This window comes from Brevibacterium sp. UBA7493 (assembly GCF_002479565.1).
In the GTDB taxonomy this organism is placed as follows: Bacteria; Actinomycetota; Actinomycetes; order Actinomycetales; family Brevibacteriaceae; genus Brevibacterium; species Brevibacterium luteolum.
The window spans coordinates 204,034-217,770 of sequence record NZ_DLOD01000010.1 but is presented as its reverse complement, the minus strand read 5'-3'; the positions used below and the strand labels follow the sequence as shown (position 1 = coordinate 217,770).

Here is a 13,737-nt window from a genome sequence, read left to right as displayed (position 1 = left end):
GCGGCATCAGCTGCTGCCCCATCATCTGAAAGGTCGTGTCGATGCCGGTCTCGCCGCGGATCCGCAGCCAGCTCAAGCTCATGGGCGCCCAGCTCTTCGCCGGCGCCGGCATCGCCTCAGGCTACGCCGTCGGCGGGCTGCTGGCCGAGCAGATCACCGGGCACACCGAGATGGCCGGGTTCGCGCAGATGGCCGTCATCCTCGGTGCCGGGCTCATCTCCTACCCGCTGGCCACCCTCGCAGGCGCCCGCGGGCGCCGCTTCGCCCTCTCCTTGGGCTTCGGCATCGGCGCCGCCGGCACAGTCGTCGTGCTCTTCGGCGTCATCATCGCCTGGCTGCCGCTGTTCCTCCTCGGCATGCTCATGTGCGGCTCGGCCACCGCCGCCGGCCTGCAGGCCCGCTACGCCGCCGTCGATCTCGCCGACCCCGCCCGTGCGGCCCGGGCGATGTCGCTGGTCGTGTGGGCCACGACCGTCGGCTCGGTGCTCGGACCCAACTTCACCGCTCCTGGTGCCGAGCTCGGCGAACAGCTCGGCCTCAACCCGCTGGCCGGCCCATATGTCATCTCGATGGTCTGCTTCGCCCTCGCGGTCGTGTGCACCGCCCTGCTGCCCGGCCGCCTGGCCCAGCAGCTGCCGGAACCGGCCGCCTCTGCAACGGTGCCGGAACAGAAAGTGGAGACCACCGCCTCGGGACCGGAGGCCACCGCGCCCGAGGCGGGTGAGACCGCCCAGCACCCGCACCCGCCCGGCGGGTCGCGTCTGGGACTCATCGCCGCACTGCGGTTCGTCGCCGCCCGGCCGATCCCGCTGTTCGCCATCATCACGATCGTCGCCGGGCAGATGATGATGACCAACGTCATGGTCATGACGCCGCTGCACATGGACCACCACGGCTTCCACCTGGGCGAAGTCGGGCTCGTCATCAGCATCCACATCGCCGGCATGTACGGGCTGTCTCCGCTGTTCGGGTGGATGGCCGACCGGTACGGCCCGTTCACCGTCATCATCACCGGCATCATCAGCTTCGTCATCACCATCATCCTCGGCGTGCTCGATGCGCTGCGCGAGGTCTCCTCGATGCCGCTGCTGACGACCGCGCTGTTCCTGCTCGGGGTGTCCTGGTCGATGACGCTCATCGGTGGCTCGGCGCTCCTGAGTGCCAGTGTGCCGGCGCGGGCGAAGCTGACCCTGCAGGGCGCTTCGGATTCGGCGATGAACCTCGGCGGTGCGCTCATGGCGGCCACCGCCGGCACCGTTCTCGGGCTCGGCGGGTTCCTGTGGATCAATCTCTCAGCCTCGTTCGTGCTGCTGGCCACCGTGCTCGTCGGCCTGCGCGCAGCCCTCTACGCTCGCAGGGCGTCCCGGGCGGTGCGCGGACCCCGCCAGCCGGCCGCCACCCACCGCTGAGCGCACAGCAGCAAGGCCCCGGTCACGCGACCGGGGCCTCACTGTGTGAGCAGACTCAGACGGCCAGCCAGATGCCGAGGCCTGCGACGCCGGCGACGATGAGCGTCGACAGGGTGGCCAGCAGCACCGGCATGAACCCGAGCTTGATGAGCGACTTGATGTGCACACCCGAACCGAGGGCGAACATCGCCGCGGTCAGCGCGATCGTCTGGCCGATGCCGGCAGCAGTGACGGCCCAATCGGGCAGCCAGCCGAGCGTGCGGACGATCGCCATGGCGAGGAATCCGATGATGAACAGCGGCACGAGCGGCGGACGGGAAGCCTTGACCTCCGAGTCCGGGCCCGGGGTCAGCGCCGAAGCCGAGGAGCGGCGCACCGAGATCGCCAGGATCGCGACGATCGGGGCGAGCATGAGCACGCGGGCGAGCTTGACGACGACAGCGACCTTGAGCGCCTCGGGACCGATGATCCCGCCGATCGCCACCACCTGGGCGACCTCATGGGTCGAGGCACCGGCCCACATGCCGGCGGTCTCCTCACCCAGGCCCAGCAGGCCGGCGATGAGCGGGACGGCGGCGATCATGAGGGTGCCGAAGAGCACGACGAGGGCGATCGCTGCGGCGACGTCCTCCTTGCGGGCGCGCACCGTCGACTCGACGCCGGCGATCGCGGCGGCACCGCAGATCGAGAAGCCGCAGCCGATGAGCAGCGACAGATCCCGGCCCATGCCGAGTAAGCGGCCGAGCCCGATCGTGCCGAGCATGCCGATGGCGACGACGGCGATGACGACGAGGATCAGCTTCCAGCCCAGCGACATGATGTCACCGAGCACCAGCTGCGCGCCGAGCAGGATGATGCCCAGACGCAGGATCTTCTTCGCGGAGAACTGCATGCCCGCAGCCCACGACCCCGGCAGCTCGCCCATCACGTTGCGCAGCACGATGCCGAGGATGATCGCGATGAGCAGCGCGGAGGCCAGCGGCACGAAGTGCGCAATCCCCATCGCCACCGGCGTGGCCGCAGCACACACGGCAAGCCCGGGGAGGAACTTCCCGAGGCGGTGGTCGGTGAGCCTGCGGCCCGGCCCGTGCGGGGCGGCCGGGCCGGTCTGGGATTGGCGTGCCGGGTCGGTGGTCGCACCTGCCCGGGTCGCCGCCGAGTCGTTGTTCTCTGCCATGCCCTCCACTCTGGGGAGGCAGGAGTGCTGACAGTAGACCCCAGTTCCGTCTCACTCTCATATGAACTTGATATGACCGAGCGTCGGGTGCACACTTAGGGCCATGACCTTGCCCGATGAAGTGCACCCGCCTGCCGGCCGCCTGCCGGACCCGCAGGTGCTGGCCCTGCTCGTCGAACTCGACCGGCACACCACCTCGATCGGGCAGGCCGCCCGGGCCCTCGACCTCGCCCAGCCCAACGCCTCGCGGATGCTGCGCGCCTTCGAACGCGAATCCGGCATCCCGCTGCTCAACCGCAGCCCGCGCGGCACCAAGCTCACTCCGCAGGGGCAGGCGCTCGCCGCCTGGGCCGCAGAGATCATGTCCGGCTACGACCACCTGCTCTCCGGGATGGCCGCGCTGCGCCGCGAAGTCGGCGCGCGCGTGCGGGTGAGTGCATCGATGACGATCGCCGAACATCTGCTGCCGCGCTGGCTCGAGCGCTTCCGCGCCGCCCACCCCAACGCCGATGTCGGCATGAGCATCGGCAACACGACAGCCGTGTGCGCCACGGTCCGCGAGGGCAGCTGCGACATCGGGCTGATCGAATCGGCTGAGGTGCCCGAGGACCTCACCGCGCGTCTCATCGGCACTGACGCGCTGGTCATCGTCGCAACCCCGGCTATCGCGGCGCAGTGGGCCGGTCCCGAGGTCGTGTCCGCCACCGCGCTGGCGGCGCGTCCGCTCGTGGTCCGGGAGGAGGGCTCAGGCACCCGCGGCGTCATCGACGCGGCACTGGCGGCGGCCGGGGGAGTGCAGGTGGCTGCGGCGTTTCCGTCGAATGCCGCTGTCAAGGTCGCCGCACTCGCCGGGCTGGCCCCGGCGGCGATCTCACGGCTGGCCGTCGAGTCGGAGCTGCGCACCGGCAGCCTCGTCGAGATTCCGGTGGCCGACGACGTCCGGCTCGACCGGCAGCTGCACGCGCTGTGGGCGAAGGGTCACAGGCTGCGCGGGGCGGCTGCGGACTTCCTCGCGCTCATCCACGAGGAGTAGCAGCGTGCCTCGGCTCGAAATACTAGGCCACCCCGGCTCAACGTGGCTGCGGGGCGGCCTGCGCATCAGCTGGAGAGCAACCTATCCAGGATTCGGTTTCTAGATCCTCGATTGAATCCTTCAAAGTACGTGCTGTGTGTGACCTTGACCGTTTCGATCGAGTCAGACCCGACAAGGACGATATCGACTGAGCTCGAATCACGGTACTTGGCTTCGCGAACGGCATATTCTTCGACAGCGCGCTCGGCGTCATCGCCGAAGTCGAGTTGCTCAATGAGCTCGTCTTTGGCATGGTCAAAGACGAGCAAGAAATGCTTGATCCCGCTCATTCAGTCTCCTCTGTCGGTCCTAGAGCCGCATCTACCTGGATCCACAGGGTCTCGAACTCGGCGTTCAAATGCGCTGGCGGAGTCGTTCCGCCATCCTCATGAGCGTACAGCTCAGACAGAGTGCGGGCAAACCTCTGAATGACGTGGTCTCCTGAATCCTGTTTGAAGTTCTCCCCGACTTGTCCTGAGAACCCCTCTACCATCTGGGCCCACACGTGCATCCGTCTAGATCTCAGCTGTACCTCCAGGTGAAGGCCTGATTCTGAGACCACGACATGGATCGCACGATAACCGGATTCTCTGGGGTGAGAAACATAGTCTCGTCGGTCCACGATCCGATCGGACCAGCGGTCGCAGAGTGCGGTGTCGAACCGGATCAGCTCTGCTAACGAATCGACGACAACCCGTAGACCGCCAATATCCTGCATTCTTGAGAAATCTAGCCCGGGCTCTCGGATGCACAGCTTCTCCACGATTGTTGCTTCTCTCTTGAGCCGTTGAGTCACGCTGGCTTCGATGCTGAGCTGAGACGCGAGGCTTCTCAGCTCGGTGTTCAGATCGACCATCGGCCGGTTGAAGCGGGATCGATGAGCTTGCATCGTCCTGATCGCTCCCTGGAATTCTGCCAAGGTCGCTTCACCGCGCATGTACTTGCGCATGATCGAGCCAGCTTTGCGAAGAGCAGACCTCGAAGGAGGTGGAGAAGTTCCTGTGTTCATGCCTGTCAGCCTAAGACGAGGCACGGACGTTGGGCGTGTCCGTCGCCTAGCTCAGACTGCTGATCGTCCGATTCTCGCTCTCGCTCACGTGGACGAAATGCCTCACCCCGGCCGGTGTTCGGTGAAGACCTCCTCGAACACGGCGGTGCCGAACTTCCGGTAGTCGGTGCCGTCGTCGTACCACTCATCGAGGTCTTCAACTCCGCCGCCGTCGGTGAAGCCGAGCTCTTCGATGCGCGTGCCCCACTTCTCACCGGCGGCTGCCATGTCATCGGCGAGGCTGTCGTGCCCGGCCTGTTCACCGGCTTCACGGCTCATCTCCTGCGTCTGGTCCCCGAGTGCCTTCTGCACCTCGGACGGGAACTCGGTGATGGTCCCGCCGGCATCCTTGACCGCCCCGACTGCCACGGCATTGCCGCCTACGGAGACCTGCATCTGCCCGTCGAAGGCGGCGATCATCGCATCGTAGATGACCTGCTGATAGGCAAGTGGCAGCTCACGGTAGGTCTTGCCTGCCATATACGCCCCAGGTGAGCGGGAGAAGCTGTGCTCGGTCGGGTAGGCGATGTGCTTGGCGACGTCGAACATCCCGGATTCGGCGGCCGGGATGAGCTGGCCGAGGTCGCAGTCGATGGTGTTGCGCTGCAGCGCCTCATAGGTCTCCGGGAAAGGCAGCGACACCGGAGTCGCACCGAGGTTCTGGATCTGCTCGGACTGGGCCGAGGATCCGATCCGGATCTGCCGGCCGTCGAAGTCCTCAGCAGTCTCCAGCGGGTCGGTGCAGATCGTGTAGTACCCGCCGGAGGCGATGAGCGGGATGAGCGGGCTCAGCCCCTGCGCCTCGAACTCCTCGACCAGCGCATCGGAGCCCCACGCCACCTCGGCACCGGCGGCATTGGCGACGAGCTCACCGGCATACGGCGAGGTCGGCAGCAGCGCAAGCGAGGTGCTCATCGCGTCGAAGGCGGGGAACTCGGCCGGGTCGTAGGCCGGCAGCGTGAAGGCCAGGTCGACGCGCCCGTCGGCGAGCGCATCGTGGACTTCGGTGTAGCCGGCGATCGCCTGCCCCCACACGATGTCGACGCTGATCTTGCCGCCGGAGCGCTTCTCGATCTCCTCGGCCAGCACCGTGCCGCCGGGTGCCATGACGGACTTCTCGCTGGCAGCCGTCGGCTGGTAGGTGATCGTCACCGGGTCCAGGTCAGCCAGTGCCGCATCGACGTCGGCCTGTTCGGCACCGTAGTCGAAGCCGCCGCCGGCGCCCGCACTGTTCGTCGGCTGGCCGCCGGCCGACCCTGCACATCCGGCCAGCATGACCGCCGCCGAGGCGGCCGCGGTGGCGAGCAGGCGGCGAGTGAGCGCCGGGCGGGGTGATGATCCGGAGGCAGGCAGTCGTGTCATGCCATTCATCCTATGGACAGCGCACGCGCAGCGGCCTATGAGAGTCCTCACATACCGCTGCGCGTGTGTGTCGCTCAGCTGTTCAGCCGCCCAGGCGGCTGGCCGGTCAGCTCGGGCGGTGCTCCATCGCCTTGCCGTTCTCGTAGTTGTGCTTGGCGAAGTCGGTGTAGTCGGTGTCCTTGTCGTACCACTCGTCGAAGTCGCCGGTCTCACCGTCGTCGACGTAGCCGAGGTCCTCGATCGCGCGCTGCTGGCGCTTAGTCGCCTCGGCGATCGCGTCGACGTTCTCCTGGCTCAGCTTGCCGTCGCTGACGGCCTGCTTGATGAGCTCCTGGGAGTACTCGCCGACGTTGTCCTGCACATCATCGTCGAACGGCTCGACCTCACCACCGGCCGACTTCGCCTGGCTGATGGCATCGGCGTTGCCGTCGATGACGGCCTTCATGCCACCGGAGGCGGCCAGGGCATTCGAGTCGAAGATGATCTGCTGGTAGGCCAGCGGAAGCTCCGTGAACGTCTGGCCGGCCAGGTAGGCGCCGGCTGTGCGCGAGAAGGAGTGGTCGGTGGTGTAGCCGAGGTTCGGTGCGACATCGAAGATGCCGGACTCTGCCGAGGGCACGAGCTGGCCGAGCGTGCAGTCGACGGTGCCGCGCTGCAGCGCCTCATACGTCTCCGGGTACGGCAGCGAGACCGGGGAGCCGCCGAGCTTCGTCACCTGCGCAGCCTGTGCCTGCGAGGCGATGCGGATCTGGCGTCCCTTCCAGTCATCGGCAGAGGAGGTCGGCTCAGCGCACACGTTGTAGTACCCGCCCGAGGCAGCGAACGGCGTGAGCGGGACGAGGCCCTTGGACTCGTATTCCTCGATCGCCTCCGGGATCTGCCAGGCGATGTCGCTGCCGACGGCGTTGGTCACGAGCTCGCCGGCGAACGGCGAGGCCGGCTGGTCGGCCATCGCGGTGCCGATCGCGTCGATGACCGGGAACTCATCGGGGAAGTAGCCCGGCAGCGTGTAGGCTACGTCGACGCGGCCATCGGCCAGGGCGTCATGCACCTCAGCGTAGGAGGCGATCGCCTGACCCCACACGATGTCGACGGTGATCTTGCCACCGGAGCGCTCCTCGACGATCTCCTTGAATACGGTGCCTGTCGGGGCCATGACCGACTGCGCGCTGGCCGAGGAGGGCTGGTACTTGATGGTGACCGGGTCGAGATCCTTGATGAGCTCATCGACCTCGGACTGGTCAGCGCCGTACTCGAAGCCGTCACCGCCGCCTTCGCCTCCGCCGCCCCCGCCGGCGCAGGCGCCCAGCGTCAGTGTGAGTGCGGCGCTGGCAGCCAGGGCACCGGTGGCGTGCGCCCGCCGCGTCTTCATCAGGTGGGTTGTCACGAGAGTCTCCTTCTCTTGCTGCGCCGGGTCAAGCCCCGGCAGGCTGTGCCGGCAGCGCCGCCGGCGGTGTGGGTCGGGGTCTGGCGCCGGGTGGCAGCAGACCGAACGGTTGAGTCGGGAAGTCGTCGTCAGCCGCCGGCTGGGTTCATCTGGGCCGGCAGCCAGGTCGCCATCTCCGGGAACAGGATCATGAGGGCGAGGAACAGCACGGCGATCGGCAGGAACCACAGCAGTGCAGTGAACACGTCCGTGAGGGTGATCGTGTGCCCGAGGTTGACCTCCGGCGCCTTCGTGATGTTGTGCACGATGTAGGAGAGGATGCCCACCGGCGGGGTGATCATGCCGAGCTCGCCCAGCAGGACGACGAACACGCCGAACCACAGCGCCGAGACGTCCATCGCGTCGAGGGTCGGCAGCAGGATCGGGATCGTCAGCAGCATCATCGACAGGGTGTCGAAGAACATGCCCATGATGAGGTAGACGACCACGAGCACGAGCAGGAAGCTGATGCGCGAGAGCCCGAGGTCGGTGATGATTCCGGTGATCATCGGCGCCAGGCCGGTGATGGCCAGCAGCTTCGTCAGCATCTCCGCGCCGATCATGATGAAGAAGATCGCAGCGGTCGCACTCACCGTCGAGATCGCAGCCTGCGACACGCGGGTGAGCGGCTTGTCCCGGCGGGTGTAGAGCAGGCACAGCAGCAGGGCTGCGAACGCGGCGGCCGCACCGGCCTCGGTCGGGGTGAAGGCACCGGAGAACATGCCGCCGAAGAGCACGATGAGGATGAGCGGGAAGCCCCAGATGTCACCAAGGGAACGGAACCGGTCCCGCCAGGTCGAGGCCGCCGCCTCGGCGCCGGTGCCTGTGCCCTTGCCCACCAGAGCCGGGGCGAAGAGCCCGAGGAGGAAGATGAAGACGGCGAAGGTGACCGCCAGCAGGATGCCCGGCAGGGTGCCGGCGATGAGCTGCGGGCCGACCGGCACCGAGGCGATGCCGGCGTACACGACGAGCAGGATCGACGGCGGGATGAGGTTGCCGGGCAGGCCGGCGACGATGACGGTGCCCACGGCTACCCGCCGGTCATAACCGGCACGCAGCATCTCCGGGATGCCGGCCCGGCCAAGCGCATATGTCATGCCGATCGTCGAGCCGGACACCGAGGACAGGCCCGCACCGGCGGCGGTCGTGCCGATGCCGATGCCGCCGGGCAGCCACGAGAACCAGTGATCGGCAGCCCGGTAGATCTTCGACGTCAGCCCCGACTGAGTCAGCAGCATGCCCATGAAGATGAACATCGGCAGCACCGAGTACGACCACTGCGAGACCGAATGGAACGGCGAGGTCGAGAGGATGTTGACGGTGGCTGGGATGCCGGAGAGGGCATAGACGCCGATGAGGCTGGGCACTGCGAGTGCGATCGCGGCAGGCACGGCGAGGAAGAGCAGGATGAGCATCATCGCGATGCACCACATGCCGGCGATCTGCGGGGTGGGGCTGGTGAACAGCCCGGCGAGGCAGCCGGCGAAGAGCGCCAGGCCGATACCGAGTGTCAGCCAGCTGCCGCGGCCGGCGCGGGCTGCGTGGGCGGCACGCGCCTCGGCCTTCTTGTCGGCGGGCAGCAGCTGAGTGGGGGAGATGGTCATGGCCTGCCTCAGATGATGGTCTCTTCGATATCCCGTTCGGCCGTCTCACCGGTGAGCGGATTGACCTCGGGATTGCGGGTGCGGGCGGTGATGATGATGTCGACGACGAACAGTGCGGCGAGCATGGCGAACACGACCGGGACGAGGAAGTACACCGGCCAGGCGATGATGTCGGTGACCCCGGCAGTCGCGCCCATGTCCATGCGCTTGAGCGCCTCCTTGAGCCCGAACCACGCGAACCCGACGCTCACGAGCGCGCCGAGGGCATAGCCGAAGATCTTCATGATCGCCTGCGGCAGCGGGGCGAGCCGGTCTGAGAGGAGGGAGACGGTGATGTGCTCCTTCTGCAGCTGTGCGGCCGGAATGCCGAGGAGGGCGACGAAGGGCAGGTACCAGAAGGCGACGATCTCGTTGGTGCCGAAGATCGGGGCATTGAAGAGGAACCGCGACAGTGCGTGGACGACGATGTGGGCCATCATGAGTACGACGGCGATCGCGGTGAAGATCGACAGGGATCTGTCGAGCAGCGCGTTGAGCCTGGACACCGGTGTCACCTCGGTTCGTATCACGGTTCGTCGCCCGCTGGTGCGGGCGCCACGGCGTCAGCTGAAGTTGACGTTGGTATCAAGTTAATGATTGTTCAGCCAGTTTTCAAGAACTTTCTATGACCTGTGACACAGCCGAGACAGGTGGCCGCCGCAGGCCCGACGAGACGGCGACGGCCGGGGCAGTCCTGCTGCCCCGGCCGTGCCGGTGACGGTGCCGCGCCCGAGGCGGTGGCTGGGTTTCCAGCTGTGCCTCGGGAACGGTGTCAGAGGAGTTCGAGGATGGTGGCGTTGGCCTGGCCGCCGCCTTCGCACATCGTCTGCAGGCCGTACCTGATGCCCTTGTCGGCCATGTGGTGGACCATCGTCGTCATGAGGCGGGCGCCCGAGCCGCCGAGCGGGTGACCCAACGCGATCGCTCCGCCGTTGGGGTTCATGAGCTTTGTGTCTGCCTCGAGGTCCTTGGCCCAGGCCAGTGGCACCGAGGCGAAGGCCTCGTTGACTTCGAAGACGCCGATGTCTGACATCGACAGCCCCGAGCGTCTGAGGGCCTTCTGGGTCGCTGGAATCGGGCCGGTGAGCATGATGACCGGATCAGTTCCGGCCAGCACCGCAGTGTGCACACGGGCGATCGGCGTGAGTCCGAGCTCGCGGGCCTTTTCCGAGGTCATCATGAGCAGGGCTGCTGAGCCGTCGGAGATCTGGGAGGCGTTGCCGGCGGTGATGACGCCGTCTTCGCGGAAGACGGTCTTGAGCTTCGCCAGGCCCTCGACGGTGCCGCCGCGACGGATGCCCTCATCGGCGGTGATGGTGCCGTGCTCGGTCTCGACCGGCACGATCTGCGATTCGAAGGCACCGGCATCGGTGGCCGCGGCTGCCCGTTCGTGGGATTCGATCGCGAACTCATCGAGCTGCGTGCGGTCGAAACCCCACTGCTCGGCGATCATCTCCGCGCCGATTCCCTGGTTGGGGAACACGCCGTCGTAGCGGGCGAGGAAGCGCTCGCCGTAGGGGCTCTTGCCCATGAGCGAGGAGCCCATCGGGTTGCGCGACATCGATTCGACACCGCCGGCGATGACGGCATCGTAATGACCGGCGATGAGTCCGGCGGCGGCGAAGTGCACAGACTGCTGGGACGAGCCGCACTGGCGGTCGACTGTGACACCGGGCACCGACTCCGGCAAGCCTGCAGACAGGGCTGCGGTGCGGGCGATGTCACCGGTCTGCTCGCCGGCCTGGGTGACATTGCCCCAGATGACATCGTCGAGGACGACCGGGTCGATGCCGGTGGTCGTCACGAGGTCCTCGATGACGAGGGCCGAAAGGTCAGCAGGATGGATGCCGGAGAGCACGCCTTCGCGCTTACCGGTCGGGGTGCGCCGGGCGGCGACGATGACTGCGTCGTTCATGTGGACTCCTTTGGAGCGGTGCAGTGGGTGTGACCGAGCTCAACTGTAGCCAGCTGTCCGCCGGCCCCTGCGACCGGGGTCACACTGTTGTGGTCAGGCGAATGATTCCGGGGCGAAACCCGCCGCGGCGAAGGCCTTCTCGTACACCTCGGCCGGCAGATCGATCCACAGCCCGGTCGAGCGCGCGCACACCTTCCCATCGTGCCGGATCTCGCCGACCATGTGCTTCTTGCGGCCCTCAACCCGGTCGACCCAGGCGACGACGGTGACCTCTGCCCCGAGCGGGGTGCCGTCGAAGTAGTCGATCGACAGCATCCGGGTCAGCGCCGGCGGCGGGGCATCGGTGTTGGCAGCAGCTCCCATGACGTGATCGAGCAGCATCGCCACGACCCCGCCGTGCGCTCGCTGCGGTGGGCCTTCATAGGGTGCGCTCAGCGTTACGGTGCCCTCAGCGCGGCCGTCTGAGTAGCTGAGCTCCATCGGCGGGGCGATCGGGTTGCGCAGCGAGGTCACCGGGCTACGGTCGTTGGGCAGGTAGGACTCTCGGGCGCCGTGCGCCGGTGCCGCCTGCGACGGATCGGCGGCCAGTGCCTGAAGCTGCCCGGCCAGCTCCCCGACCCGTGCGGCCACAGACGCCTCCTCACCGGTGGCCACGAGCACGTCGATGAGCTCGCGGGTCAGCTCAGCTGTGTGTGCGATATAGGGGGTGACCTGGGACTGGTTGTGACGGTTCATCTCACTCCTCGCAGGCTTTGCGTCCCACCTCTTCTTGTGTGAGACAGATCAAGCCAGTAGTCTGCTGAACAATCGTTCGATACCGGATTCAATCTAGCTGCCGGCATCGACCGTGGCAAGGGCGCACTCGCCCTGCTGGCACAGTCTCACGGCGAAAAGGGAGAGTATGAAGGCCATCCACGTCACCCGCCTCGACGGCCCGGGCGCAGTCGAGCTGCAGGACGCACCCGCACCGTCCCCGGCCGAAGGCGAAGTCCTCATTGAGGTCGCCTGCGCCGGGGTCACCTTCCCCGAGCTGCTCCAGACTTACGGGCAGTACCAGACCAAGCACGAACCGCCCTTCATCCTCGGTTCCGAACTCGCCGGCACCGTCGTCGAATCCCGTTCCTCCCGTTTCGCCCCCGGTGACCGGGTCGCTGCGATCATCCCGAGCGGGGCGTTCGCCCAGTTCGCCACCGCACCCGAGGCTATGGTTCTGCCTCTGCCTGAGGAGCTCTCCTTGGAGGCTGCGGCCGGGATGCCGATGAACGTCCTGACCGCCGACTTCGCCCTGCGCACCCGCGGGAACCTGCAGCCGGGTCAGCGCGTCCTCATCCACGGTGCGGCCGGCGGCCTCGGCTCGGCCTGCGTGCAGATCGCCCTGGCAATGGGGGCTGAGGTCATCGCGGTGGTCTCCAGTGATGAGAAGGCCGCGATGGTCACCGAACTCGGCGCCCAGCACGTCGTGCGCGCCGACGGCTTCAAAGACGCCGTCAAGGACATCGCCCCACGCGGCGTCGACGTGGTCGTCGACCCCGTCGGCGGGGACCGCTTCACCGACTCCCTGCGGTGTCTGGCCCGTTTCGGCACACTGCTCGTGCTCGGGTTCACCGCAGGCTCGATCCCGGAGGTCAAAGTCAACCGGCTGCTGCTCAACAACATCTCCGTCGCTGGCGTCGGCTGGGGCGCCGCCCTGCCGTCCGACCCGCTCATGGCCCAGAAGCAGTGGGCCCACCTGCGCGAATACCTCGCAGGCGGTCAGCTCGACCCCCACATCCACGCCCGCTTCAGCCTCGACCAGGCCGCAGCGGCGATCACCGAGCTGGAGAACCGCTCGGTGATCGGCAAAGTCATTCTCGACATCCAGGAGGACCCCCATGGCTGAGGAGCTCGACGTCACCCTCGACGCCGGCGTCATGACGATCCGGTTCAACCGCCCGCAGGCGCTCAACGCACTCACCCGCGACACCGTCATCGCCCTCAACACAGCACTCGACCGCGCCGCTGAAGAGGCCCGCGCCGTCATCCTCACCGGTGACGCACGCGCCTTCTGCTCCGGAGCTGACGTCTCGGCGATGACCGACGGCGAGCTCAAGGGCGTCGGCCTCGATGTCATCAACGAGGCGATCGGCAAGATCCGCGACCTGCGCGTGCCCACCGTCGCCGCCGTCTCCGGTCCGGCCGCCGGTGTCGGCTGCTCGTTTGCGCTCATTTGCGACTACGTCATCATGAGCGAGAAGTCCTACCTCATGCTCGCCTTCACCCGCATCGGGCTCATGCCCGACGGCGGCTCGACCGCACTCGTCGCCGCCTCCGCCGGCCGCCACCGCGCCCTGCGCATGGCCCTGACCGGGGAGAAGATCGGTGCTGCGCAGGCCTTCGACTGGGGCCTGGCGACCGAGGTCACCGCACCCGAGGCGTACCTCACCCGGGCACGCGAAGTCGCCTCGCAGCTGGCCGCCGGCCCGACCCTGGCACTCGGCGAGACCGAGTGGGCGGTCAACCAGGCGACCCTGCACCAGCTCGATGCCGCCCTCGCCCGCGAGGCCACCGGCCAGGACATGCTCAAGGACTCCGCGGATGCCGCCGAGGGTGTGCAGGCGTTCCTCGCCAAGCGCACCCCGGAATTCCGCGGCGTCTGAAGCTCTCAGCCGCTGCGCCCGCACCGATCGCATGACATGAAAGGCACAC

13 protein-coding genes are annotated in these 13,737 nt (G+C 67.4%); 4 read left to right on the top strand and 9 right to left on the bottom strand.

The window, feature by feature from the left end:
* Nucleotides 1–41 precede the first annotated feature (41 nt).
* The gene (locus B4E96_RS07060) at nucleotides 42–1,409 is read left to right on the top strand and encodes an MFS transporter (RefSeq protein WP_286956950.1); all 1,368 of its coding nucleotides are present in this window, start codon (nucleotides 42–44) and stop codon (nucleotides 1,407–1,409) included.
* 55 nt (nucleotides 1,410–1,464) lie between these two features.
* Here the strand turns inward: B4E96_RS07060 and B4E96_RS07055 are convergent, their stop codons facing one another.
* Complete coding sequence (locus B4E96_RS07055) at nucleotides 1,465–2,586, bottom strand: YeiH family protein (protein WP_286956949.1); 1,122 nt, start codon at nucleotides 2,584–2,586, stop codon at nucleotides 1,465–1,467.
* Between the two features lie 103 nt (nucleotides 2,587–2,689).
* Here B4E96_RS07055 and B4E96_RS07050 point away from each other — a divergent pair, with 103 nt between their 5' ends.
* The gene (locus B4E96_RS07050; protein WP_286956948.1) at nucleotides 2,690–3,619 is read left to right on the top strand and encodes a LysR substrate-binding domain-containing protein; all 930 of its coding nucleotides are present in this window, start codon (nucleotides 2,690–2,692) and stop codon (nucleotides 3,617–3,619) included.
* 65 nt (nucleotides 3,620–3,684) lie between these two features.
* Here B4E96_RS07050 and B4E96_RS07045 read toward each other — a convergent pair whose 3' ends face one another.
* From B4E96_RS07045 to B4E96_RS07010, 8 genes are all read right to left on the bottom strand, one after another.
* Nucleotides 3,685–3,948, bottom strand: a complete 264-nt coding sequence (locus B4E96_RS07045; RefSeq protein ID WP_191726933.1) for a hypothetical protein — start codon at nucleotides 3,946–3,948, stop codon at nucleotides 3,685–3,687.
* Nucleotides 3,945–4,607: a RelA/SpoT domain-containing protein gene (locus B4E96_RS07040; RefSeq protein ID WP_286956947.1), complete on the bottom strand. Its 663-nt coding sequence runs from the start codon at nucleotides 4,605–4,607 to the stop codon at nucleotides 3,945–3,947. The genes B4E96_RS07045 and B4E96_RS07040 overlap by 4 nt, the downstream gene beginning before the upstream one ends.
* Before the next feature lie 162 nt (nucleotides 4,608–4,769).
* Nucleotides 4,770–6,068, bottom strand: a complete 1,299-nt coding sequence (locus tag B4E96_RS07035) for a TRAP transporter substrate-binding protein (RefSeq protein WP_286956946.1) — start codon at nucleotides 6,066–6,068, stop codon at nucleotides 4,770–4,772.
* A 106-nt stretch (nucleotides 6,069–6,174) separates the two neighbouring features.
* Nucleotides 6,175–7,455, bottom strand: a complete 1,281-nt coding sequence (gene dctP, locus B4E96_RS07030; protein ID WP_286956945.1) for a TRAP transporter substrate-binding protein DctP — start codon at nucleotides 7,453–7,455, stop codon at nucleotides 6,175–6,177.
* A 128-nt stretch (nucleotides 7,456–7,583) separates the two neighbouring features.
* Nucleotides 7,584–9,098, bottom strand: a complete 1,515-nt coding sequence (locus B4E96_RS07025) for a TRAP transporter large permease (protein WP_286956944.1) — start codon at nucleotides 9,096–9,098, stop codon at nucleotides 7,584–7,586.
* Between the two features lie 8 nt (nucleotides 9,099–9,106).
* Nucleotides 9,107–9,643 (bottom strand): TRAP transporter small permease, encoded by a 537-nt coding sequence (locus tag B4E96_RS07020; protein ID WP_259796995.1) that lies wholly within the window; start codon nucleotides 9,641–9,643, stop codon nucleotides 9,107–9,109.
* Nucleotides 9,644–9,909: 266 nt separating this feature from the next.
* Nucleotides 9,910–11,052 (bottom strand): thiolase family protein, encoded by a 1,143-nt coding sequence (locus B4E96_RS07015; protein WP_259877281.1) that lies wholly within the window; start codon nucleotides 11,050–11,052, stop codon nucleotides 9,910–9,912.
* A gap of 93 nt (nucleotides 11,053–11,145) precedes the next feature.
* Nucleotides 11,146–11,787 carry a PaaI family thioesterase gene (locus tag B4E96_RS07010; RefSeq protein WP_286956942.1) on the bottom strand — a complete coding sequence of 214 codons (642 nt, stop codon included), beginning with the start codon at nucleotides 11,785–11,787 and terminating at the stop codon, nucleotides 11,146–11,148.
* A 166-nt stretch (nucleotides 11,788–11,953) separates the two neighbouring features.
* Between B4E96_RS07010 and B4E96_RS07005 the strand changes: the two genes are divergently transcribed.
* Together B4E96_RS07005 and B4E96_RS07000 are read left to right on the top strand one after the other, a co-directional pair.
* The gene (locus B4E96_RS07005) at nucleotides 11,954–12,931 is read left to right on the top strand and encodes an NADPH:quinone oxidoreductase family protein (RefSeq protein WP_286956941.1); all 978 of its coding nucleotides are present in this window, start codon (nucleotides 11,954–11,956) and stop codon (nucleotides 12,929–12,931) included.
* Nucleotides 12,924–13,688, top strand: coding sequence for an enoyl-CoA hydratase (locus B4E96_RS07000; RefSeq protein ID WP_286956940.1), 765 nt, complete (start codon nucleotides 12,924–12,926; stop codon nucleotides 13,686–13,688). Before B4E96_RS07005 ends, B4E96_RS07000 begins: the two co-directional genes overlap by 8 nt.
* Nucleotides 13,689–13,737: the final 49 nt, after the last annotated feature.

Bases quoted from the DNA above. Each gene is read 5' to 3' on its own strand.
- B4E96_RS07060 (WP_286956950.1), top strand. From the start codon at position 42: ATGCCGGTCTCGCCGCGGATCCGCAGCCAGCTCAAGCTCATGGGCGCC.
- B4E96_RS07055 (WP_286956949.1), bottom strand. From the start codon at position 2,586: ATGGCAGAGAACAACGACTCGGCGGCGACCCGGGCAGGTGCGACCACC.
- B4E96_RS07050 (WP_286956948.1), top strand. From the start codon at position 2,690: ATGACCTTGCCCGATGAAGTGCACCCGCCTGCCGGCCGCCTGCCGGAC.
- B4E96_RS07045 (WP_191726933.1), bottom strand. From the start codon at position 3,948: ATGAGCGGGATCAAGCATTTCTTGCTCGTCTTTGACCATGCCAAAGAC.
- B4E96_RS07040 (WP_286956947.1), bottom strand. From the start codon at position 4,607: ATGCGCAAGTACATGCGCGGTGAAGCGACCTTGGCAGAATTCCAGGGA.
- B4E96_RS07035 (WP_286956946.1), bottom strand. From the start codon at position 6,068: ATGACACGACTGCCTGCCTCCGGATCATCACCCCGCCCGGCGCTCACT.
- B4E96_RS07025 (WP_286956944.1), bottom strand. From the start codon at position 9,098: ATGACCATCTCCCCCACTCAGCTGCTGCCCGCCGACAAGAAGGCCGAG.
- B4E96_RS07015 (WP_259877281.1), bottom strand. From the start codon at position 11,052: ATGAACGACGCAGTCATCGTCGCCGCCCGGCGCACCCCGACCGGTAAG.
- B4E96_RS07010 (WP_286956942.1), bottom strand. From the start codon at position 11,787: ATGAACCGTCACAACCAGTCCCAGGTCACCCCCTATATCGCACACACA.
- B4E96_RS07005 (WP_286956941.1), top strand. From the start codon at position 11,954: ATGAAGGCCATCCACGTCACCCGCCTCGACGGCCCGGGCGCAGTCGAG.
- B4E96_RS07000 (WP_286956940.1), top strand. From the start codon at position 12,924: ATGGCTGAGGAGCTCGACGTCACCCTCGACGCCGGCGTCATGACGATC.